This is a genomic window from Allobosea rubneri (assembly GCF_032464875.1).
Lineage (GTDB): Bacteria > Pseudomonadota > Alphaproteobacteria > Rhizobiales > Beijerinckiaceae > Allobosea > Allobosea rubneri.
The window spans coordinates 1-18863 of record NZ_JAWDID010000024.1 but is presented as its reverse complement, the minus strand read 5'-3'; the positions used below and the strand labels follow the sequence as shown (position 1 = coordinate 18863).

Annotated in this window: 19 protein-coding genes; 4 read left to right on the top strand and 15 right to left on the bottom strand. The window is 66.9% G+C overall.

The window, feature by feature from the left end:
* Positions 1-97 precede the first annotated feature (97 nt).
* The 4 genes from hflX to RKE40_RS16190 all read right to left on the bottom strand — a co-directional run bounded on the left by hflX (position 98) and on the right by RKE40_RS16190 (position 5556).
* Entirely contained in the window at positions 98-1495 is a 1398-nt protein-coding gene (gene hflX / locus RKE40_RS16205; RefSeq protein ID WP_390893398.1) for a GTPase HflX, read from the bottom strand.
* A gap of 3 nt (positions 1496-1498) precedes the next feature.
* Complete coding sequence (gene hfq / locus RKE40_RS16200) at positions 1499-1747, bottom strand: RNA chaperone Hfq (RefSeq protein WP_066469118.1); 249 nt, start codon at positions 1745-1747, stop codon at positions 1499-1501.
* 195 nt (positions 1748-1942) lie between these two features.
* Positions 1943-3310: a nitrogen assimilation response regulator NtrX gene (gene ntrX, locus RKE40_RS16195; RefSeq protein ID WP_316019262.1), complete on the bottom strand. Its 1368-nt coding sequence runs from the start codon at positions 3308-3310 to the stop codon at positions 1943-1945.
* The gene (locus tag RKE40_RS16190) at positions 3307-5556 is read right to left on the bottom strand and encodes a sensor histidine kinase NtrY-like (protein WP_316019261.1); all 2250 of its coding nucleotides are present in this window, start codon (positions 5554-5556) and stop codon (positions 3307-3309) included. Before RKE40_RS16190 ends, ntrX begins: the two co-directional genes overlap by 4 nt.
* Before the next feature lie 255 nt (positions 5557-5811).
* Between RKE40_RS16190 and RKE40_RS16185 the strand changes: the two genes are divergently transcribed.
* A complete protein-coding gene (locus tag RKE40_RS16185; protein WP_316019260.1) occupies positions 5812-6612 on the top strand; it encodes a bestrophin-like domain in 801 nt (266 codons plus the stop codon).
* Positions 6613-6672: 60 nt separating this feature from the next.
* On the opposite strand, the gene ntrC is transcribed toward RKE40_RS16185, so the two are convergent.
* The 3 genes from ntrC to dusB form a co-directional block, all read right to left on the bottom strand.
* Positions 6673-8124, bottom strand: coding sequence for a nitrogen regulation protein NR(I) (gene ntrC / locus RKE40_RS16180; RefSeq protein ID WP_316019259.1), 1452 nt, complete (start codon positions 8122-8124; stop codon positions 6673-6675).
* Between the two features lie 23 nt (positions 8125-8147).
* The gene (locus tag RKE40_RS16175; protein ID WP_316019323.1) at positions 8148-9200 is read right to left on the bottom strand and encodes a two-component system sensor histidine kinase NtrB; all 1053 of its coding nucleotides are present in this window, start codon (positions 9198-9200) and stop codon (positions 8148-8150) included.
* A 109-nt stretch (positions 9201-9309) separates the two neighbouring features.
* Positions 9310-10332: a tRNA dihydrouridine synthase DusB gene (gene dusB / locus RKE40_RS16170; RefSeq protein ID WP_316019258.1), complete on the bottom strand. Its 1023-nt coding sequence runs from the start codon at positions 10330-10332 to the stop codon at positions 9310-9312.
* A gap of 212 nt (positions 10333-10544) precedes the next feature.
* On the opposite strand from dusB, the gene RKE40_RS16165 reads away from it, so the two are divergent.
* Both RKE40_RS16165 and RKE40_RS16160 read left to right on the top strand, forming a co-directional pair.
* Positions 10545-11732 (top strand): bifunctional 2-C-methyl-D-erythritol 4-phosphate cytidylyltransferase/2-C-methyl-D-erythritol 2,4-cyclodiphosphate synthase, encoded by a 1188-nt coding sequence (locus RKE40_RS16165; protein ID WP_316019322.1) that lies wholly within the window; start codon positions 10545-10547, stop codon positions 11730-11732.
* Between the two features lie 4 nt (positions 11733-11736).
* Positions 11737-12234 carry a CinA family protein gene (locus RKE40_RS16160; protein WP_316019257.1) on the top strand — a complete coding sequence of 166 codons (498 nt, stop codon included), beginning with the start codon at positions 11737-11739 and terminating at the stop codon, positions 12232-12234.
* On the opposite strand, the gene RKE40_RS16155 is transcribed toward RKE40_RS16160, so the two are convergent.
* The 5 genes from RKE40_RS16155 to RKE40_RS16135 all read right to left on the bottom strand — a co-directional run bounded on the left by RKE40_RS16155 (position 12221) and on the right by RKE40_RS16135 (position 14796).
* A complete protein-coding gene (locus RKE40_RS16155) occupies positions 12221-12691 on the bottom strand; it encodes a type II toxin-antitoxin system RatA family toxin (RefSeq protein WP_316019256.1) in 471 nt (156 codons plus the stop codon). The two genes, RKE40_RS16160 and RKE40_RS16155, sit on opposite strands and share 14 nt — an antisense overlap.
* 13 nt (positions 12692-12704) lie before the next feature.
* Positions 12705-13709 (bottom strand): lipoyl synthase, encoded by a 1005-nt coding sequence (lipA, locus tag RKE40_RS16150; protein ID WP_316019255.1) that lies wholly within the window; start codon positions 13707-13709, stop codon positions 12705-12707.
* 95 nt (positions 13710-13804) lie between these two features.
* The gene (locus RKE40_RS16145) at positions 13805-14080 is read right to left on the bottom strand and encodes a GlsB/YeaQ/YmgE family stress response membrane protein (protein ID WP_316019254.1); all 276 of its coding nucleotides are present in this window, start codon (positions 14078-14080) and stop codon (positions 13805-13807) included.
* Positions 14081-14159: 79 nt separating this feature from the next.
* The gene (locus tag RKE40_RS16140; RefSeq protein ID WP_316019253.1) at positions 14160-14501 is read right to left on the bottom strand and encodes a GlsB/YeaQ/YmgE family stress response membrane protein; all 342 of its coding nucleotides are present in this window, start codon (positions 14499-14501) and stop codon (positions 14160-14162) included.
* A 46-nt stretch (positions 14502-14547) separates the two neighbouring features.
* A complete protein-coding gene (locus RKE40_RS16135) occupies positions 14548-14796 on the bottom strand; it encodes a GlsB/YeaQ/YmgE family stress response membrane protein (RefSeq protein WP_316019252.1) in 249 nt (82 codons plus the stop codon).
* 234 nt (positions 14797-15030) lie between these two features.
* On the opposite strand from RKE40_RS16135, the gene RKE40_RS16130 reads away from it, so the two are divergent.
* Positions 15031-15720, top strand: coding sequence for a hypothetical protein (locus RKE40_RS16130; protein ID WP_316019251.1), 690 nt, complete (start codon positions 15031-15033; stop codon positions 15718-15720).
* Positions 15721-15753: 33 nt separating this feature from the next.
* Here RKE40_RS16130 and lpdA read toward each other — a convergent pair whose 3' ends face one another.
* The 3 genes from lpdA to RKE40_RS16115 form a co-directional block, all read right to left on the bottom strand.
* Positions 15754-17193 carry a dihydrolipoyl dehydrogenase gene (gene lpdA / locus RKE40_RS16125; RefSeq protein ID WP_316019250.1) on the bottom strand — a complete coding sequence of 480 codons (1440 nt, stop codon included), beginning with the start codon at positions 17191-17193 and terminating at the stop codon, positions 15754-15756.
* A gap of 74 nt (positions 17194-17267) precedes the next feature.
* Positions 17268-17960, bottom strand: a complete 693-nt coding sequence (locus tag RKE40_RS16120; protein ID WP_316019249.1) for an SGNH/GDSL hydrolase family protein — start codon at positions 17958-17960, stop codon at positions 17268-17270.
* Between the two features lie 7 nt (positions 17961-17967).
* Positions 17968-18863: 2-oxo acid dehydrogenase subunit E2 (locus RKE40_RS16115; RefSeq protein ID WP_316019248.1), on the bottom strand; the 896-nt coding region annotated here is incomplete at its 5' end.

Here is an 18863-nt window from a genome sequence, read left to right as displayed (position 1 = left end):
AGCGACGCAGCGCCGGAATGCACCGGAGCCTTGTGATGGCTTCCGGGTTTCGCTTCTGCTGGGCCGGAATGACGGCGTGAACCGGTCGGGGTGCCCGCTAGCGCTGGCGCTCGGCCTGCGGGAAACGAGCCGTGAAGGCCCCTTCCCGCTCTGGCGGCAGGCGCACCAGCAGGCTGAGCGCGCCGTCCTCGGCATCGCTGCGCTCGAGGATTTCGCCATTGGCATGCAACCAGGCCAGCGACTTGCCGTCGCCGGGCTCCAGCGCCAGCCGGTAGACCGGGCGGCTCCTGGCGATCCGGGCTTCGATGGCGTCGGTCAGCCGGCCCATGCCTTCGCCGGTCAGCGCCGAGACCAGAACCGGGCGCGTCGCTTCCGGCTTGAGTTCGGCAAGGGCGGCCTGGCGCTCGCGCTCCGCGCTTTCGAGCAGGTCGGCCTTGTTCCAGACCTCGATCACGCGCTGGCCGTCATCCGGATCGATGCCGAGGTCACGAAGAATACCGCGCACGTCGGTGGCCTGGGCCTGCGTGTCCTCGTGCGAGACATCGCGTACATGAAGGAGCACATCCGCCTCGATCGCGTCCTCCAGCGTCGCCCGGAAGGCGGCGACGAGCTGCGTCGGCAGGTCCGAGATGAAGCCGACCGTGTCGGAGAGCATGATCTTCGCGCCATGCGGCAGCTTGAGAGCCCGCGCCGTCGGATCGAGCGTCGCGAACAGCATGTCCTGCGCCAGCACCTCTGCCGAGGTCAGCCGGTTGAACAGCGTCGACTTGCCGGCATTGGTGTAGCCGACCAGCGCCACGATCGGATAAGGCACGCGCTTGCGGCTTGCCCGGTGCAGCGACCGCGTGCGCTTCACCGTCTCGAGGTCGCGCTCGATCTTGGTCATCCGCTCCTGGATGACCCGCCTGTCGGCCTCGATCTGGGTTTCGCCCGGTCCGCCGAGGAAGCCGAAGCCGCCGCGCTGGCGCTCGAGGTGGGTCCAGGACCGCACGAGCCGGCTCTTCTGGTAATTCAGATGCGCGAGCTCGACCTGCAGCGTGCCCTCTCGGGTGCGTGCGCGACGCCCGAAAATCTCGAGAATCAACCCGGTCCGGTCGATGACCTTGCAGCCGAAGGCTTTTTCGAGATTGCGCTGCTGCACCGGCGAGAGCGCGCAGTCCATCACGACGAGCCCGATCTCCTCGAGCTTCACCCGCTCCGACAGCTCTTCGACCTTGCCCTTGCCGATATAGGTCGCCGGGCGAAGCGTACTCAGCAGGACGGGAATAGCCTCGACCACCTGCAGGTCGATGGCCCCGGCCAGGCCGATCGCCTCGTCCAGGCGCGCCGCATGGCTGCGCGGATTGTCGTCGGTCTCGGCCACCCTGCCCGACGCCTTGCGCGCCGGGTAGGGGCCGATCACGAATGCGCGAGTATCGGCTGCGACCGCATGTTCGGCCGCATCGATGCGCTTCTCCGCCGGGATGTCGTCGTCAGTTCCGGCTCTGCCGGCCACGACTCAGGCCTTTTCCTGTTCCTCAGACTCGAACAACTGCACGGGATGACCCGGCATGATGGTCGAGATCGCGTGCTTGTAGACGAGCTGCGAATGGCCATCGCGGCGCAGCAGCACGCAGAAATTGTCGAACCAAGTGACAACGCCCTGCAGTTTGACGCCGTTCACAAGGAAAATGGTGAGGGGAATCTTCTGCTTGCGGACGTGGTTGAGAAACGTGTCCTGGAGATTCTGAGCCCGCTCTGCGGCCATGTTTTGCCTCTGTTGTTGGGACCGCAATCGGCTTGCGCATGCGATCCAGATCGTTCCGTTGGGCTACGACGACAGCCGTCGCGCTTCGAAACACCGACGCTTCATTAGATCGTGAGGGCGCATTGTCGCGCAAGGGTTGCGGTGCACCATTTTTAAGCGACCGCCTTGCGCAGAACGCATTGCGGACGCCCCGAACTACCCCACCCCCAGCGATTTCAGCTTGCGATGAAGCGCCGAGCGCTCCATGCCGATGAACTCCGCCGTGCGCGAGATGTTGCCCGAGAAGCGCGCGATCTGCGCCATCAGGTACTCGCGCTCGAAGATCTCGCGGGCATCGCGCAGCGGCAGGCTCATCAGCTTCTCGCCGCCGGAGCCGGAAGGCGTCGTCGGGACCATCGCACCGACCTCGGCCGGCAGCATCTCGACCGTGATCTCCGCACCGGGATCGCCCTTGGTCAGGATCATCAGCCTTTCGACGTTGTTGCGCAGTTCGCGCACGTTTCCCGGCCATTCATGCGATTGCAGGATCGCCATCGCATCGCTGCCGATGCGGCGCTTGGGCAAGCCGCTGGCGACCGAGATCTGCTCCATGAAGAACTCGATCAGCTCCGGCACGTCCTCGCGCCGTTCCGACAGCGCCGGCACGCGGATCGGTACCACGCCGAGGCGGTGATAAAGATCCTCACGCAACTGGCCCTCGGCGATCAGCTTGACGAGGTCGCGGCTGCTCGAGGAGATGATCCGGACGTCGACATGGACGCGGGTCGCGCCGCCGACGCGCTGGAAGTTCTGGTCGACCAGCACGCGCAAGATGCGGTTCTGGGTCTCGCGCGGCATGTCGCCGATCTCGTCGATGTAGAGCGAGCCGCCATGCGCCTCCTCGAGGGCGCCGACACGGCGCGAGCGTCCCTCGCCGCCTTCGATGCCGAAGAGCTCCTCCTCCATCGTCTCGGGAGTGATGGTCGCCGCGTTGATGACGACGAAGGGCCCGCCGGAGCGGCTGGAAGCCTCGTGCAGCGTCCGGGCGGTCAGTTCCTTGCCGCAGCCGGGCTCGCCGGTGATCAGGACGCGCGCATTGGTCGGCGCGACGCGTTCCAATGTCTGCCTGAGCTGGTTGACCGCTGTCGAGCGGCCGACAATCCGGCTCGCCTGGACCGAACGCGCCTTGAGATCGCGCACTTCGCGGCGCAATCGCGAAGCCTCCAGCGCGCGCTCGGCGACGAGCACGAGCCTGTCCGCCTTGAACGGCTTCTCGATGAAGTCGTAGGCGCCGTGCTTGATCGCAGAGACAGCCGTCTCGATGTTGCCGTGGCCGGAGATCATGACCACGGCAAGCTCGGGATGGCTCTCCTTGATCAGCTCCAGCACCTGCAGTCCGTCGAGCCGGCTGCCTTGCAGCCAGATGTCGAGGAAGACGAGGTTCGGTCGCCGCGCGGCGATCGCCGCCAACGCCTCGTCGGCCGAACCCGCCTTGCGGGTCCGGTAGCCCTCGTCCTCGAGCAGTCCGGCGACGAGTTCTCGAATGTCGGCTTCGTCGTCGACGACGAGAATGTCAGCGCTCATGCCTGGGTCCCGTTCATCTGTCCTCCGGCTCTTTCCGCCGATGCATTGCGTGCTTCTGATGTCTCTTCGCCGCTGTCCGGCGGCCCGGTCTCGACGAACCAGAGCCTGACCTGCGCGCCCCGCGCATTGTCGGGCCGGTCGAGCAGCTCGATGCCGCCGCCATGGTCCTCGAGAATCTTGCCGACGATCGCGAGGCCGAGGCCGGTGCCGCCGTCGCGGGTCGTCATATAGGGCTCCAGCAGCTTGTGGCGCTGGTCGGCAGGCAGGCCTTTGCCGTTGTCGAGGATGTCGATGACGATGCGGCCGTCGTCATGACGCTCCATCGAAATGTCGATGCGGCCCTTGCCGCGCTCCTCGGCCGGAACGGCCTCGATCGCCTCGGTCGCATTCTTGATGACGTTGGTCAGCGCCTGCGAGATCAAGCGACGGTCGAACTGCGCCAGCAATGGCTCGGCCGGCAGGCTGTCGGCGATGGTGAGCTCGGGATTGCCGACCCGCATGAGGAAGACGATCTGGCGGACCGTCTCGACGATGTCCTCGCGCGCCAGCGAAGGCTTCGGCATTCGCGCGAAGGACGAAAACTCGTCGACCATGCGACGGATGTCGTCGACCTGCCGCACGATCGTCGCCGTGCACTGGTCGAAGATCTCCTTATCCTCGATGATGACCCGGCCGAACTTCCTGCGGATGCGCTCGGCCGACAGCTGGATCGGTGTCAGCGGGTTCTTGATCTCATGCGCGATGCGGCGCGCCACATCGGCCCAGGCCGCCGTGCGCTGGGCGGTGACGAGATCGGTGATGTCGTCGAGCGTCACGACAAGCCCGGCACCGGCCCCCTCGCCTTCACGGACGGCGCGGATGTTGACCATCCGGTCGCGCCCGGCCCGCGTGATCGCGACCTGGCCGGAGCTCAAGCGCTGGCGATTGGCCATGGCTTCCGCCACGAACCCGGCAATCTCGGGAGCGATCTCGGCGATGGGTTGGCCCAGCAGGCGTCCACCGGTTCCGAGCAGCGCCTCGGCCGAACGGTTGGCGATGGTCACGTGCCCGCCCTCGTCGAGGCTGAGCACGCCCGACGAGACGCCGGAAAGCACAGTCTCGGTAAAGCGGCGCCGGCGATCGATCACCTCGCTCGCCGTCACCAGCCCGTCGCGCTGTCGTCGCAGCTCCGCGGTCATCTTGTTGAAGGTCTCGCCGAGATGGGCGAGATCGCCCTCCGCGCGCCGAATCGGTACCTGCACGTAGAAATTGCCGCTGGAAACCTGATCGGTGGCGTGAATCATCCGGCGAATCGGTGCCACCAGGCCATTGGCGAAATTCAGCCCGAGCCAGCTCGCCGAGAGCAGGAGGATCACCGCGATCAGCCCGTACATCGAGGCGAAGGCGATCTGGACGCCCTTGCGGCGTGCATCAATGCCGAGATATTCGACTGCTGCCGCACGAGCCACCGCTGGAAATTCGACCGCCAGCGGATCGACCTCACGCGCGACATAGAGGAAGGCGCCGTCATAGGAGGGGAGCTTCAGCAGCGCCCCGAAGACACGCCCGGTCGACGGAATGACGCAGATCGGCTCGGGCGAGGTCTCGGCGTCTTCGAAGGCGGCAGCATCCGGTTTGCTCGCGCCGCGCAAGACATCGATATTGGCCCGGACGACCACGGTGTCCGGCGGCTTCATGATCCAGACGACGGGCAGGCCGAGCGCCGTGGCGCGCGCCGTCAGGAAGTTCTCGAACCAGGGGCGGTCAACGTCGAAAGCCGGCTTGGCCCGACCGAGATCATCGGCAAGCAGACGGATCTCGCGCCCGAGCGAACGGCATTGGCTGGCGGTATAGGCGTCGGCGACCTCAACCGACTTGAAGATCACGTCGCGCATCCGGTCCGAGAACCAGGGCTCGAGGCCGCGCTCCAGCGTCACGGTCGCGACCACCGCGACCAGCGCCGCCGGCAGGGCGGCGACGATGCTGAAAAGGCTGACGATCCGCACGTGCAGCCCGGCGGCTGCGACGCCCGCGCGCCTGGCCTTGATAAGCACCGCCGCCTCGACGGCGACGATGACCAAGAGCAGCAGGATCAGGAAGCCGTTCAGAACGAACAGGCCGAGCACGACCTGATGGACCGGCGCGACCGGCGTCGCACCGGCGAGGACCAGGAAGGTCGCGAGCCCGGAAACCAGCGCGAAGCAGACGACCGTCGCCCCGAGCCAGGCAGAAACCCGCCTTGGCGTCTCTTCATTGCGCGGCGTCATGCGAAGGTCGCCGATCGAGGCAGTCAAAGCGGTGTCTAAGCTCCGTTGGACGCATCTCCGCCGAAGGGCGGTCCGAGCGATCCGGCGCTGTGATGCGCTGCCGCAACGGTGTTGTCAAAATATGACACGGGCAAGGCAAGAGCGCCCGCCATCACGTGTCCCTTGGAAGTCAATCTGTTGAAGCCGGCTTCGGGGCTCTATGCCCCCTCAAAGACAGCCTCTAGCCTGTGCATAAGCCGGATCGCAGAGGCCCTCATGCTCATCGCTTTCCATCAACTGCCACTCGCGGCGATGTTTCTCGTCGTCTGGGCGATCAGCACCGCGATCTGCTGGCTCCTGATCGGATTCGTGCGGTTCGCCGTGCCGCGCATGGGCTACCGCTTGAGCGAGCCGCTGCCGATTCGCGATTCTCTCATCAACGCTTGCGGCGCGCTCTTCGCGCTGATCGTCGCCTTCTCGGCCGCCGGCATCTGGAATGACGCGGTTTCCGCGCGTACCGCCGTCCAGCGCGAGGCCGATGCCGTGGAGAACGCCCTGGTCGTTTCTGCGGGCCTGCCGGACGAGGTGCAGAGCCAGCTGAACGGCGGGCTTGAGGCCTATCTGAAGGACGTCATTGCGGTCGACTGGCCGGCTATGGCCAAGAGCACATCGCTCGAGGATGCGGTCTTCGACCAGTCGGAGAAGCACCTGCTGGGAGCGATCGACCTGATCGCCCGGCAGAATCGTCTGCTCGCCAACGGTACGAGCTATTCACCGCTGCTCGGTCAGCTCCTGGAGATCCGGCACGCGCGGCTCGCGCGCCTCGCGGCGTCCAGGGCCGGCACGACCTGGGCGCAATGGAGCGCGATGTGGCTGATCTCGACGGCGACCCTGCTGCTGATTCTCATCTGCCACAGTCACACGTTCCGCATGCAGATCCTGGCATCGCACATCTATGTGCTGGTCGCCGCCGCGGCCTATTTCGTGGTCCTGGCGCATGACCGGCCATTTGTCGGCAAGATATCGATCCAACCGACCGCGATGCAGGGGCTGGTGACACAGCTCGCTTCGAAGTGACCGGCCTGGGCGCGCGCCCTGAATGCGCGACGCCTCGCTCGTTCACATTCCCTGGCCGCCTCAACGTGGCGAGCGCACCACCTGCATGTCGAGCTCGCGGATCTTCTTGCGCAGGGTGTTGCGGTTGAGGCCGAGCAGTTCGGCGGCACGGATCTGGTTGCCGCGGGTCGCTGCCAGCGCCGCCGCGATCAGGGGCGGCTCGATCTCGCGCAGGATGCGGTGATAGAGCCCCGGCGGCGGGACATGGTCGCCGAAGCCGGAGAAGTACTGGTTGAGATGGCGCTCCATCGAGCCTGAAAGCGTCTCGGCACGTTCCTGGCCGCCGCCGGAGCCGGCATAGCTCGGCGTCGCCGCAGCAGGCTGAAGCTCCGCTTCGACGATCGGGGCAGTGATCGTCTCTTGCGGATAGAGCGCCGCGAGCCGCCGGACGAGGTTCTCCAGCTCCCGGACATTGCCCGGCCAGCGATAGCGACGCATCACGTCCATCGCCTCGGAATCGATCTGCTTGCGCGGCAGGCCTTCCTTCTCGACCAGCCCGAAGAAATGACGGACGAGATCCGGCACGTCCTCGACCCGCTCACGCAGCGGCGGCAGCCGAATCGGCACGACGTTCAGCCGGAAGAACAGGTCCTCGCGGAACAGCCCGTGCGCGATCGAGATGCGCAGATCCTTGTTGGTCGCGGCGACGATGCGGACATTGGTCTTGATCGGCGTGCGTCCGCCGACCGTGGTGTATTCGCCCTGCTGCAGCACGCGCAGCAGGCGCGTCTGGGCCTCCATCGGCATGTCGCCGATCTCGTCGAGGAAGAGCGTGCCACCCTCGGCCTGCTCGAAGCGGCCGGATGAGCGGGTCAGGGCGCCGGTGAAGGCGCCCTTCTCATGGCCGAACAGCTCGGATTCGATCAGGTCTTTCGGGATCGCCGCCATGTTGATCGCGACGAACGGGCCGTTGCGGCGCTTGCCGTAGTCGTGCAGCGCCCGCGCCACCAGTTCCTTGCCGGTGCCGGATTCGCCGTTGATCATCACGGTGAGATCGATCGGCATCAGCCGTGCCAGGGCGCGGTAGACGTCCTGCATGGCCGGCGAGCGGCCGATCAGCGGGATGTCGTCCGGCTCCGCCGCATGCCCGCGCCCGACCTCGCCGCGCGGGCGCGACAAAGCCCGGCCGACGATCGCGACCAGTTCCTTCAGGTCGAAAGGCTTGGGCAGGTATTCGTAGGCGCCGCGCTCCGATGCCTTGATCGCGGTCATGAAGGTGTTCTGCGCGCTCATCACGATGATCGGCAGCTCCGGCCGGACCCGCTTGATGCGCGGCAGCAGGTCGAAGGCGTTGCCGTCGGGCATGACGACGTCGGTGATGATCAGGTCGCCGAGCCCCTGGGCTGCCCAGGTCCATAGCGTTGCCGCCTGTCCGGTAGTCCTGACCTCGTAGCCGGCGCGGGCGAGCGCCTGGTTGAGGACCGTGCGGATGGCGGCGTCGTCATCGGCGATGAGAATGTTACCCGTCGGCATGCAGTCCTGCTTCCTGGTGCTGTTTACCCTGACTGGCGCTCACGCGCTTCGTGCAGTGGCAACCGGATTCGAAATGTTGTGCGTCGCGGCACGGACTCGCACTCGACGATTCCGCCGTGATCGCCGATCACCTTGGCGACGAGTGCAAGTCCAAGGCCACTGCCCTGAGCCTTGGTGGTGACGAAGGGATCGAACAGGTGGGCGTGCAGATCGGTGGGCACGCCCGGGCCATTGTCGCGCACGCCGATCTCCAGCGGCAGGGCCAGCCGCGCATGCGAACCCGGGGCTTGCATGCGGATGCCCGGCCGATAGGCGGTGGTCAGCGTGATCTCGCCGTCGATCGCATCGGAGCCGATCGCCTCCGCGGCATTCTTCACCAGGTTGAGCAGCACCTGGACAAGCTGGTCGCGATTGCCGGAGACCGGCGGCAGCGACGGGTCATAGGCTTCGCTGAAACGGATGTGCCGGGCAAAGCCCGACTGCGCCAGCCTTTTCACATGGTCGAGCACGTCATGGACGTTGACAGGGCCGCGCTCGCTCGGCCGCTCGTCGCCGAACAATTCGACGCGCTCGACCAGCTTCACGATCCGATCCGCCTCGTCGCAGATCAGCTGGGTCAGCAGGCGGTCGTCGTCCGGAACGGAGGTTTCCAGCAATTGGGCTGCGCCGCGAATGCCCGAGAGCGGGTTCTTGATCTCATGCGCCAGCATCGCGCCGAGCGCAGTAATTGAGCGGGCTGCTCCACGATGCGTCAGCTGCCTGTCCATTTTTTCGGCAATTGTCCGTTCTTGCAGCAGAAGCACGACCGCATCCGGCTGGCCGGGCAATGGCGAGGCAAAAACATCGACGATCCGGTCGAGCCCGAGCCGGGGCGAGCCGAGCTCCAGCCGGTATTCGCTGACGCTGGCGCCGCGGCGTTGGACCTCGTCGACGAGCGAGAGCACGGGCGAGCCGAAGGCGATCAGATCCTGCAAGCGCTGGCGCTTCAGCACGACGGCGCTGGCCTGAAAGAAATCCTCGGCCGCCGTGTTGGCGTAAAGCACCGCCTGCCCGTCCCCGACCACGACGACCGGCATCGGCAGCACATTCAGCGCCTGGATTTCGAGGCTGTCGAACAGCCCTCCATCCGGCGTCTCTCCGCTTTCGCCGAATATCGCCATGGTCATACGCGGTCTTCCCTGTGATTCAGGCGGCAGCGCCGAGGCGCTCGGTCGAAAACAGACGTTCCAGCGCCGCAAGCGCGCGGGCCGGCTCGACCGTGGTCAGGAGTTCGCGCCGGGCCTGTTCGTCGTGGGCGAGCCCGCAGGCCAGCGCCTCGTCGGCATAGGCGGCCAGATGCTTGCGGGCATGGCGGACGCCGACCTCGCGCCCCATCAGCGAGAGCAGGCCCTCATAGTGTTCGCGCGCCACCTCGGCCTTGGTCTCGACAGCGATCACATCGGGCTCGCGCCCGGCGAGCACCGCTCCGATCTGACCGGGGAGCCAGGGACGCCCGAGCGCGGCACGGCCAACCATCACATAATCGGCGCCGGACTGTTCGAGGCAGTCGCGCGCCTGCGTCGCGGTCGCGATATCGCCGTTGGCCACCAGCGGAAAGGCGCCGGCTTCCCGCACCGGCGCTATCGCCGCCCAATCGGCGACACCCTTGTAGAATTGCTGTCGCGTGCGGCCATGCACGGTGATTGCGGCGGCCCCGGCGGCGACGGCGCGCCGCGCAAGTTCCGGCGCATTGCGCGAGGCGTCGTCCCAGCCGAGGCGCATCTTGACGGTGACGGGCACTTTCACGGCCGCGACGACCGCCTCGACGAGGCCGATCGCATGATCGAGATCGCGCATCAGGGCCGAGCCGGCCCAGCCGCCGACCACCTTCTTGGCCGGGCAGCCCATATTGATATCGACGATCTCGGCGCCGGAAGCCTCGGCGACCTGAGCCGCCTCGGCAAGCCAGCGCGCTTCGCAGCCCGCGAGTTGGACCACATGCGGCGTCACGCCTGAGCCCTCGGCCCGCAGGCGCGCCTCTTCGCTGCCGCGCAACAGCTCGTCGGAGGCGACCATTTCCGAAACCACCAGCCCGGCGCCGAAACGTGCCGCGATCCGGCGCATGACCACATCGGTGACGCCCGACATCGGCGCCAGGAAGGCGCGGGCGGCCGGGCTCAGTCCGCCAATGGCAAGAACTGTGTCGCCTGATTTTGAGGCAGATTCCATTCTGGTGATTTATTGGACATCTATTGCACCGCGCAAGGGATTTCTAAGCAATGCTGCGTTGCACCATCGTCGCAAGCCGACGAGGTTGACTGCCTTTCCGATGTGCATCGTGTCGATTCAGCCCATGCGGCTGCCCCGCCGCTTGGCTATCGGCGCCGCGCAGCCTATCACCCGCAGCATCAGATTCCGGAGCCCTCGACGCTTTCATGACCATGGCCGTTGCCGCCCTGATCGTCGCTGCCGGACGCGGCCTGCGCGCCGGCGCCGAGGCGCCCAAGCAATACCGTCGCCTCGGCGGCCAGCCCGTGCTTTGCCGCGCGCTCGCGCCTTTCCTGGCCGAAGCGCGCATCGGCCCCGTTCTGGTGGTGATCGGCGCCAGGGACGATGCACGCTATCGCAATGCCATTGCAGAACTCGGCGAAGGCGAGCGCGGCCGCCTGCTCCCGCCGACCCATGGCGGCGAAACCCGCCAGGCCTCGGTCCGGGCCGGGCTGAAGGCGCTGTCCGAAGCGGGCTTCACCGGCGCCGTACTGGTGCACGACGCCGCCCGCGCGCTCGTTTCGCCCGAACTGGTCCACCGGGCGCTTGTCGCCACGCGCAAGACGCAGGCGGCCATCCCTGCCCTCGCCGTGACCGATACGGTGAAGCGGCTCGATGCCGACGGCCGGATCGTCGAGACGCCGCCGCGCGACCGCCTCGTCTCGGTGCAGACGCCGCAGGCCTTCGCCTTCGCGCCCTTGCTCGCCGCACATGAGGCGGCCTTCGCGGCGGGAGCCGACGGTTTCACCGACGATTCAGCGATCATGGAATGGGCCGGCCACGAGGTCGCGACCTTTGCGGGAGACCCGATGAATCTCAAGCTGACCCATCCCGAAGACTTCATCGCCGCCGAGCAGCGGCTGGGACGCAGCCTCGTGACGCGGGTCGGGACGGGCTACGACGTCCATGCCCTCGCCGACGGCGACCATGTCTGGATCGGCGGCGTCAGCATTCCCCATACACACGGCGTCACCGCGCATTCCGATGGCGATGTCGGCCTGCATGCCCTGACCGACGCGCTGCTCGGCGCTCTCGCCGATGGCGATATCGGCAGCCATTTCCCGCCCAGCGATCCGCAATGGCGCGGCGCATCGTCCGATCGCTTCCTCGCCTTTGCGGCGGAGCGCGTTGCGGCCCGCGGCGGCAGGATCGACCATCTCGACCTGACGATCATCTGCGAGGCGCCGAAGGTCGGCCCGCATCGCGACGCCATCCGCGCCCGCATCGCCGCGATCGCGGGCTTGCGGCTCGACCAGGTCGGGGTCAAGGCCACGACCTCGGAGCGCCTGGGCTTCACCGGGCGCGGCGAAGGGCTGGCGGCGCAGGCCTCGGCCAGCATCCGCCTGCCGGAACCGGAGTGACAGCATGTTCGACCTCGAGACTCGTTCGCTGGCCGCCGAGCTCCTGAACATCTCGCGCGAGCGCGGCATCACTGTCGCCACGGTCGAATCCTGCACCGGAGGGCTGGTCTGCGGCGCCCTGACGGCGATTGCAGGCTCGTCGAGCATGGTGCTCGGAGGCCTCGTCACCTACTCCAACGAAGCCAAGACGACGCTCGCCAATGTCCCGCCGGAACTGATCCTTCGGCACGGGGCAGTCAGCGAGCAGGTGGCGCGGGCAATGGCCGAAGGCGGACGGGAACGGCTTTCCGCGCGTCTCGCCGTTTCGATCACAGGGGTCGCGGGCCCCGATGGCGGCAGCGAGGCAAAGCCCGTCGGCCTCGTCCATTTCGCCTGCGCCGGAGCGGACCGGACACTTCATCGCGAAAGGCGCTTCGGCGCGCTCGGCCGCGACGAAATCCGCCGCCTCAGCGTGCTGGAAGCGCTCGATCTGCTGCGCGAAGCCTCGCTCAGCCTGAAGTGAGCGGCACCCCGGCGCCATAGACCGCGTCGGCCCGGCGCTCGAACGCCTCGGCGAACTTGCGGAAAGCCTTGTCGAACATCGCGCCCATCAGCAGGCCGAGCATGCGGCTGGCGAACTCGTAGGAAATGAAGAACACCACCTCCGAGCCCTTCTCGGCCGGCCGGAAGCTCCAGCGGTTCTCGAGATAGCGGAACGGTCCGTCGACATATTCGACAAGGATCTTGAGATTGGCCGGATCGAGCGTGACGCGGCTGGTGAAGGTCTCGCGGATCGCCTTGTAGCCGACGGTCATGTCGGCGAGCAGCACTTCGCCTCCCCCTTCACGCGGCGTCCGCCTGCGCACCACGAGCCCTTCGCAGAGCGGCAGGAACTGAGGATACTTCTCGACATCCGCCACGAGAGCGAACATCTCCGCGGACGAGTGCTTCACCCGCCTGGTGCTGTTGAACATCGGCATCGGAGAGCCGCTCTCAGGCGCCCGTCTTCGCGGCGCGCGCGGCCCGCAGCTTGGCGAAGTCCTCGCCGGCATGGTGCGAGGAACGGGTCAGCGGCGTCGCGGAGACCATCAGGAAGCCCTTCACATAGGCGATGGTCTCGAAGCTCTTGAACTCGTCGGGCGTGACAAAGCGGATCACCGCATGGTGCTTGCGCGACGGCGCCAGATACTGGCCGATGGTGATGAAATCGACCTCGGCGGAGCGCAGATCGTCCATCAGCTGGAGCACCTCGTTCCGCTCCTCGCCGAGGCCGGCCATGATGCCGGACTTGGTGAAGATGGTCGGGTCGAGCTCCTTCACCCGCTGCAGCAGCCGCAGCGAATGGAAATAGCGCGCGCCCGGGCGCACGGTCAGGTACTTGCCGGGGACCGTTTCGAGATTGTGGTTGAAGACGTCGGGCTTGGCCGCGACCACGACTTCGAGCGCGCCGGGCTTGCGCAGGAAGTCCGGCGTCAAGATTTCGATGGTCGTCGTCGGGGAGGCCTCGCGGATGGCGCGGATGACGCGGGCGAAATGCTCGGCGCCGCCATCCTTCAGGTCGTCGCGGTCGACCGAGGTGATCACAACATGCTCGAGCCCGAGCTTGGCGACGGCCTCGGCGACCTTGCGCGGCTCCTCATGGTCGAGCGCTTCGGGCACGCCGGTCTTGACGTTGCAGAAGGCGCAGGCCCGCGTGCAGGTGTCGCCCATGATCATGAAGGTGGCGTGCTTCTTTTCCCAGCATTCGCCGATATTGGGGCAGCCCGCCTCCTCGCAGACGGTGACGAGCTTCTCGGCCTTCACGATCTTCTGGGTCTCGGCCCATTTCGGCGAGCCCGGCGCCTTGACGCGGATCCAGTCCGGCTTGCGCAGGATCGGATTCTCGGCGCGCTTCTGCTTCTCGGGATGGCGCAGTTCGCCGCCCGGCTTCGCCTCGGCCTTCGGATTGCCGATATTGGGACGCGGGTCGCGGTTCAGAAGGTCGAGCACGACGGCCATGGATGGGTCCGTTTCCTGCGGCCGCGAGAGAAAGGCGACCTCGCCGTCTAGCTAATCCCGAAGCGTCGCGCGGGCAACCCGCGGCCGCGCGTGACTCAGTTGCGCAGGGCGCGCCAGACCACGATCAGCAGGCACGCGCCGGCGATGGCGGCGGTAAGCGTGCGCCAGAAGCCATAGACCGGAATCTCCAGCAGATCGGCCAGCCGGCTGCCGACGAAGGAGCCGGCGACGCCGACGATCATGTTGGTGAAGAGTCCATGGTCGGAGGAGGTCACCCGCTCGGCGATCCAGCCGGCGAGGATGCCGATCAGCAGCGTCATGAAGAAGCCGTAGCCCGGCGTGCCGAGCGCGGCGACGATCTCGTTGTTCATGGTAGTCCCCCTGCCCTCGCTGACCGCGGCGCCCGCGGCCTTGCGATCAACGCCGGCCTTGCCGGCCGGTTCCCGCCCTTCAGGCGATGAAACGCGCCAATAGCACCACCAGGATCGCGCCGATCACCGCCATCGCCATGTCGTCGGCGAAGCGCGAGCCGGTCGAGACCCGCCAGCCGGTGACGCGCACGATCCCCTGGCCGACCAGCATGCCGAGCAGGCCGACCACGGCATGACGCAGGAAGCCGCCGCCACCGACGACGAGGCTGGCGATGAAGCCCGCCGCAGTCCCGAACGCCACCGGCGGCAGCAGTCGGCGCCAGTCGACCGCAAGGCCCCGCCGCGGTGGCAGGATCTCGACCTTGTCGTCCTCGATGACCCGGCCGGGACCGCGGGCCTTGCGCGTGCGTGTCGTCGTCATCGCAGCGATATGCCCATCGCGTGCGCCGGTTTCCAGAGGAAAGCGCTCAGGCGATCAGCCGGGCCAGCAGCACGACGACGATCGCACCGATCGTTGCGGTGACGATCTGCGAGATAAGTGGATTGCCGATGCCGAGATTGATGCCGAGCGCGCCCAGCAGGAAGCTGCCGACGAAGGCACCGATCAGGCCGGTGATGATGTAGCGGACGAGCCCGCCGCCACCGACCACGATGCTGGCGAGCCATCCGGCGACGAGGCCGATGACGATGGCGACGAGGATTGCACGCATGTCCATCGGAAACCTCCGGAAGCGACGACCTTGTAACCCGTTCGGCGCAGATCCTCTGGAAGCGCGCCTCGGCAACAGAGAATAGATGGGAGCGGCCAGGAAACAATTGTCCTCGTGGCCGAATGCGCCAGCCGCCCCGCCCTCCCGGGGCTGCGGTTGACGGAACGGCGTTTTGGCGTTTCCCTACCGCCTTGGACTGGAGGCTCTGGCTCTACGGCAGCGTGGAGGAGGATGCCGGCCATGCCCTGCTGTGACGGCGCTATCGCCCCCGAAGGCAGAACCCGGCCACGCCACTCGGGCGTGCTGATGACGGGCGGGCTGCTTGCGGCTGCGTTCGGTGGTGGGCCGGTCGCCGAGGCCTTCGATCGTTCCGGAGAGCGGCGCTGGCACGCGACAGGCTATGTCAGCCGCTGGGTCAACACCGATCTGCTCGACGTGCCCAGCCGGGCGATCACCGGCAATCTGAGCTTCTCGGACACGAATTTCGCCGGTGTCGGGCTGTCGCGGGTGATCGTGCCTTCCTTCTCGACCCCGCTGCCGTTCACCGACTTTGCCTTCCGCGGCAACCGCATCGAGCTCGAAGGCCAGGTCCTCAAGCATTTCGGCGGCCAGAGCCATTGGGAGGGCACGCTGGCGCTGATGTTCAGGACCGGGCAGATCCCGCTTGGCGGCGGGCTCGAAGCCAATCTCGCGGTCGGAGAGGGATTGTCGGTCGCGTCGGAGCGGCCGCGCTTCGAGGGCGCCATCGACGTCCGACCCTCGCGGACGCTGAACTATCTCGCCTTCGAGGCGGAGTTCTCGCATGCCTCAGCGCCGGGCGTCTCGTTCGTCACCCGGCTGCATCATCGGTCCGGCGTTTTCGGCCTGATCGCGCCGAAGAAGTCCGGTTCGAACTTCATCGGCGTCGGCATCAGGTTCGACCTGCGCTAGCGCCCTCCAAAGGCAAGCGCGCAGTCGCAGGTCTCAGGCGTTGAGCACCTTGCCATAGGCGTCGAGCACGGCCTCCTTCATCGTCTCCGACAGGGTCGGATGCGGGAAGATGGTGTGCATCAGCTCTTCCTCGGTGGTCTCGAGATTCATCGCGACGACGAAGCCCTGGATCAGCTCGGTGACCTCGGGCCCGACCATATGGGCGCCGAGCAACTTGCCGGTCTTGGCGTCGAAGATCGTCTTGACCATGCCCGAGTCCTCGCCGAGCGCCACCGCCTTGCCATTGGCGACGAAGTTGAAGCGGCCGACCTTGAGCTGGTGGCCGGCTTCCTTGGCCTTGGCCTCGGTCAGGCCGACGCTGGCGATCTGCGGGTGGCAATAGGTGCAGCCCGGGATCATCGCCTTGTCCATCGGGTGCGGGTGCAGGCCCTTGATCGCCTCGACGCAGATCACCGCCTCGTGCTCGGCCTTGTGCGCCAGCATCGGCGGGCCGGCGACGTCGCCGATCGCGTAGACGCCCTTCACATTGGTCCGGCAGAGCCCGTCGATCGCGATCACGCCGCGATCGAGCTTCACGCCGAGCGCCTCAAGCCCGAGATTCTCGACATTGGCGACGACGCCGACCGCCGAGATCATCCGCTCGGCGGTGATCGTCTGCTTGTTGCCCTTGTCGTCCTCGATATGGGCGGTGACGGAGTTCGCCCCCTTCTCGACCTTGGTGACCTTGGTCGAGGTCAGGATCTTCATGCCCTGCTTCTCGAAGGCCTTCCGCGCGAAGGCGCCGATCTCGGCATCCTCGACCGGGACGACCTGCGGCATCACCTCGACGACCGTCACCTCGGCGCCGAGCGTGCGATAGAACGAAGCGAACTCGATGCCGATCGCGCCCGAGCCCATCACCACCAGCGATTTCGGCATGGTCGGCGGCACCAGCGCCTCGAAATAGGTCCAGATCAGCTTGCCGTCGGGCTCCAGCCCCGGCAGCACGCGCGGGCGAGCGCCGGTCGCGACGATGATGTGGTCGGCGGTATAGGTGCCCTCGCCTTTGGCGCCCTTCGGCACTGGCCCCTGCGGCTGCATAGCCGGCTTCTTGGTCGGCGCGACAGTGATCGTGTTGGTCTTGGTGAGCTTGGCCTCGCCCCAGATCACGTCGACCTTGTTCTTCTTCATCAGAAACTGGACGCCGTTGTTCATCCGCACCGCGATGCCGCGCGAGCGCTTCACCACGGCTTCGAGATCGGCCTTGAACGTGCCTTCCAACGTCAGGCCGTAGTCCTTGGCGTGCTGGCCGTAGTGCAGGATCTCGGCCGAGCGCAGCAGCGCCTTGGTCGGGATGCAGCCCCAGTTCGAGCAGATGCCGGCGAGATGCTCGCGCTCGACGATCGCCGTCTTGAAGCCGAGCTGCGCCGCGCGGATCGCTGCGATGTAGCCGCCAGGGCCGGAACCGATGATGATGATGTCGTAATCAGCCATGAAAGGCACCTCGGCTCTTCCCTCCCATCTTTGGGAGGCGTTGACGTTGCGGGGCACTACCCCGGTAATTTCTCTTACGGACCGGTGATCCGCAGCGCCGGACCGCGGGCAGGCAGCGGCAGGCCGAGCAGCCCGTCGACGACCGGCGCGAGCGCCTGTCCGATGGCGCGGGTGTTCTCGGCATCGAGATGGATGCCGTCGGCACCGGTGACGCTCGCGACCGCCGCAGCATCGAAGAAATGGGCACCGATCTCGTCGGCGATCCGGCGATAATATTTCGCCAGCAAGGCCATCTTCTCCGGGGCGCCTTCCATGAAGAAGTTCGCCTCATGCTCGGGATCGTCGGGCATGCGCACCACCGGCGGCGAGACGATCAGCACTTCCGGCACCGGCATGCCAGGCTCGACCGGCGGGCGCTGCGCCACCTGCGCCAGCATCCGCATCGAACGGGCAACGTCATAGGGCGCCAGCGAATGCTGGCGCTGGCAGTCATTGGTGCCGAGCATCAGGATGACGAGGTCGAGCGGCGCATGGCACTCGATAAACAGCGGCAGCAGCGAGATACCGGAGCGATAGGGCCGCAGCGGGTCTTCCAATGCGATCCGCCGCCCGTTCAGCCCTTCCTCGATCACCGTCGCATAGCCGCCGAGCGCCTTTTCCAGCACGCGCGGCCAGCGCACATCGTCGCCATGTCGCTCCGGCCGGTTGGCGATGCGCCCCCAGGTTAGGGAATCGCCGAAGGCGAGGATGCGGGCCTGGCGGGTCATGGCTACCTCACACCAGCATCGCCATCGGCTTTTCGATATAGCCCTTGAAGGCCTGCAGCAGCTCGGCCCCGAGCGCGCCGTCGACGGCGCGGTGGTCGGTCGAGAGCGTCACCGACATCACGGTCGCGACCGCGAGCTGCCCGCCCTTGACCACGGCGCGCTGCTCGCCGGCCCCGACCGCCAGGATCGTTGCATGCGGCGGGTTGATCACCGCGGCGAAGTCCTTGACGCCGAACATGCCGAGATTGCTGACCGCCGACGTGCCGCCCTGGTATTCCTCGGGCTTCAACTTCCGGTTCTTGGCGCGGGCCGCGAGGTCCTTCATCTCGTTGGAGATCTGGGAGAGCGTCTTGTGGCAGGCGTCCCGGACGATCGGCGTGATCAGGCCACCCGGGATCGAAACCGCGACGCCGACATCGGCGTGCTTGTGCTTCAGCATCGCGCCGTCGGTCCAGGAGACGTTGGCGTCCGGCACGGCCCGTAGTGCCAGGGCGAGCGCCTTGATCACCATGTCGTTGACCGAGAGCTTGTAGGCCGGCTTGCCGTCCTTCTCCGGAGCGGCAGCATTGAGCTCGGCCCGCAGCTTCAACAGCGCATCGAGCTCGCAATCGACCGTCACGTAGAAATGCGGGATGGTCTGCTTCGCTTCGGTCAGGCGGCGCGCGATCGTCTTGCGCATGCCGTCATGCGGAATCTCCTCATAGGAGCCCGGCGCGAACAGCTTCTTGACCTGATCGTCCGACGGGCCGGAGGCGAGCGGCGCCGCGGCGGCTTTCGGCGCAGCAGCTGCCGGAGCGGCGGCCGCAGCCGGAGTGGCCTTCGCAGCACCGCCCTGCCTGGCGGCTTCGATGTCCTTCTCGACGATGCGGCCATGGGGCCCCGAGCCCTGGACCTTGCCGAGAT

What these genes read in the sequence shown, in the direction of transcription:
- RKE40_RS16135 (WP_316019252.1), bottom strand. Translation starts at nt 14,796, where the DNA reads ATGGACATGCGTGCAATCCTCGTCGCCATCGTCATCGGCCTCGTCGCC.
- RKE40_RS16175 (WP_316019323.1), bottom strand. Translation starts at nt 9,200, where the DNA reads ATGCCGGTCGTCGTGGTCGGGGACGGGCAGGCGGTGCTTTACGCCAAC.
- hfq (WP_066469118.1), bottom strand. Translation starts at nt 1,747, where the DNA reads ATGGCCGCAGAGCGGGCTCAGAATCTCCAGGACACGTTTCTCAACCAC.
- lpdA (WP_316019250.1), bottom strand. Translation starts at nt 17,193, where the DNA reads ATGGCTGATTACGACATCATCATCATCGGTTCCGGCCCTGGCGGCTAC.
- dusB (WP_316019258.1), bottom strand. Translation starts at nt 10,332, where the DNA reads ATGGAATCTGCCTCAAAATCAGGCGACACAGTTCTTGCCATTGGCGGA.
- RKE40_RS16130 (WP_316019251.1), top strand. Translation starts at nt 15,031, where the DNA reads ATGCCCTGCTGTGACGGCGCTATCGCCCCCGAAGGCAGAACCCGGCCA.
- RKE40_RS16145 (WP_316019254.1), bottom strand. Translation starts at nt 14,080, where the DNA reads ATGAACAACGAGATCGTCGCCGCGCTCGGCACGCCGGGCTACGGCTTC.
- RKE40_RS16165 (WP_316019322.1), top strand. Translation starts at nt 10,545, where the DNA reads ATGGCCGTTGCCGCCCTGATCGTCGCTGCCGGACGCGGCCTGCGCGCC.
- RKE40_RS16120 (WP_316019249.1), bottom strand. Translation starts at nt 17,960, where the DNA reads ATGACCCGCCAGGCCCGCATCCTCGCCTTCGGCGATTCCCTAACCTGG.
- RKE40_RS16185 (WP_316019260.1), top strand. Translation starts at nt 5,812, where the DNA reads ATGCTCATCGCTTTCCATCAACTGCCACTCGCGGCGATGTTTCTCGTC.
- RKE40_RS16190 (WP_316019261.1), bottom strand. Translation starts at nt 5,556, where the DNA reads ATGACGCCGCGCAATGAAGAGACGCCAAGGCGGGTTTCTGCCTGGCTC.
- ntrC (WP_316019259.1), bottom strand. Translation starts at nt 8,124, where the DNA reads ATGCCGACGGGTAACATTCTCATCGCCGATGACGACGCCGCCATCCGC.
- ntrX (WP_316019262.1), bottom strand. Translation starts at nt 3,310, where the DNA reads ATGAGCGCTGACATTCTCGTCGTCGACGACGAAGCCGACATTCGAGAA.
- lipA (WP_316019255.1), bottom strand. Translation starts at nt 13,709, where the DNA reads ATGGCCGTCGTGCTCGACCTTCTGAACCGCGACCCGCGTCCCAATATC.
- RKE40_RS16140 (WP_316019253.1), bottom strand. Translation starts at nt 14,501, where the DNA reads ATGACGACGACACGCACGCGCAAGGCCCGCGGTCCCGGCCGGGTCATC.
- RKE40_RS16155 (WP_316019256.1), bottom strand. Translation starts at nt 12,691, where the DNA reads ATGCCGATGTTCAACAGCACCAGGCGGGTGAAGCACTCGTCCGCGGAG.
- RKE40_RS16160 (WP_316019257.1), top strand. Translation starts at nt 11,737, where the DNA reads ATGTTCGACCTCGAGACTCGTTCGCTGGCCGCCGAGCTCCTGAACATC.